The sequence below is a fragment of the Mitsuaria sp. TWR114 genome (assembly GCF_007997345.1).
Window position 1 is genome coordinate 1 of sequence record NZ_VOSR01000375.1, and the last position, 1,967, is coordinate 1,967.

Annotated in this window: 1 pseudogene; it reads left to right on the forward strand. The window is 70.3% G+C overall.

Going from position 1 to position 1,967, the window contains the following annotated elements:
- Positions 1-1,967: pseudogene (locus tag FUT87_RS30720) on the forward strand (adenosylcobalamin-dependent ribonucleoside-diphosphate reductase); the annotation flags it as partial.

The window sequence follows — 1,967 nt, forward strand, 5'->3', positions numbered from 1 at the left end:
CGCGCCGACGGGCTGTGGGTCTACCGCCGGATGCGGGCCCGCAAGCTGTGGGACCAGGTCATGCGCTCCACCTACGACCACGCCGAGCCGGGCGTGCTCTTCCTGGACCGGATCAATGCGGACAACAACCTGCATTACTGCGAGTCGATCAGCGCGACGAATCCGTGCGCCGAGCAACCCCTCCCTTCCTACGGCTGCTGCTGCCTGGGATCGATCAACCTGACGACCTTCGTCAGACAGGCCTTCACCTCGCAGGCCAGCTTCGACGAGGCCGAGTTCACCGACATCTGCAAGACCGCCACCCGCATGCTCGACAACGTGCTCGACGTGACGCCGTGGCCGTTGCCGCAGCAGGCCCGCGAGGCCGCCAACAAGCGCCGCGTGGGCCTGGGCTTTACCGGGCTCGGCGATGCGCTGGTGATGCTCGGCCTGCGCTACGACAGCGACGCGGCTCGCGCGATGGCGCGGCGCATCAGCGAGGTCATGCGCGATGCCGCCTACGAGGCCTCCGCCGACCTCGCGCTCGAGCGCGGCGCCTTCCCGCTGTTCAACGCGGATCTCTATCTCTCGGGAGGCAACTTCGCCTCGCGGCTGCCGCCGTGGCTGAAGGACAAGATCCGCGCGCAGGGCCTGCGCAACTCGCACCTGCTGTCGATCGCGCCGACCGGCACCATCTCGCTGGCCTTCGCCGACAACGCGAGCAACGGCATCGAGCCCGCGTTCTCCTGGAGCTACACCCGCAAGAAGCGGATGCCGGACAACAGCTTCAAGGAGTACGCCGTCGAGGACCATGCCTGGCGGCTCTACCGCCATCTCTTCGGCCCCGACGCGCCGCTGACCGACGCCTTCGTCACCGCGCTCGAGCTGCAGGCCGCCGATCACGAGGCCATGGTCGCGGCCGTCGCGCCGTGCATCGACACCTCGATTTCCAAGACCGTCAATGTGCCGGCGGACTATCCCTACGCCGACTTCCAGGACCTCTACCGCTGGGCGTGGCAGAGCGGCCTGAAGGGGCTGGCGACCTACCGGCCCAACAGCGTGCTCGGCGCGGTGCTGAGCGTCGAGCCGATCGCCAGGCCCGAGCCGCTGAAGGCCGACACCGGCCCGAATCAGCGCCTGCGCGTCGAGCGGCTGCCCAAGCCGGTGCTGGCCTCGCTGCGCTGGCCGAGCCGGCCCGAGATGCCCGGCGGCAATCCCGCGTGGTCGACGATGATCCGCCACCCGCATGGCGACTTCGCGCTGTTCGTCGGCGAGTTGCCGGCCGAGGGGCCCGACGCCGGCCTGTTCGGCCGCACGCTGCCCTTCGAGGTCTGGGTCAACGGCGCGGAGCAGCCGCGCGGGCTCGGTGCGATGGCCAAGACCTTGTCGATGGACCTGCGCGCCAACGATGCCGCGTGGCTGCGGCTGAAGCTCGACGCGCTGGCCACTGTCGCCGAGGAGCGCGCCTTCGAGATGCCGATGCCGCCGCTCGGTGAGCCGCGGCTGTTCCCGGGCGTGGTGGCGGCGACCGCCGCGGTGATCCGCTGGCGCTGCGAGCAGCTCGGCGCGCTCCAGGAAGGCGGCCCGACGCCGGTGCTCGACGCGATGTTCTCGCGCGAGGAACCGCGCACCGGCACGGCGGGGACGCTGGCGTGGGCGGTCGATGTCGACAACCCGGCGACCGGCGAGCTGTTCACGCTGACGCTGAAGGAGGTCAGTCTGCCCACGCCCGACGGCGGCAGCGTCACGCGGCCGTGCGCGATGGGCTTCTCGGGCAACTATCCGAAGGCGCTGGATGGATTGGCGCGGCTGCTGTCGCTGGACATGCGCGTGCTCGATCCGGGCTGGATCGGCATGAAGCTGCGCAAGCTGCTGAATGTCGGCGAGCCGCTCGGCCACTTCATGGCGCCGGTGCCGACGCTGTCGGGCGAGCGCAGACAGCAGGTGTGGCCGTCGACGGTGGCCTACGTCGCGCGGCTGGTGATCCA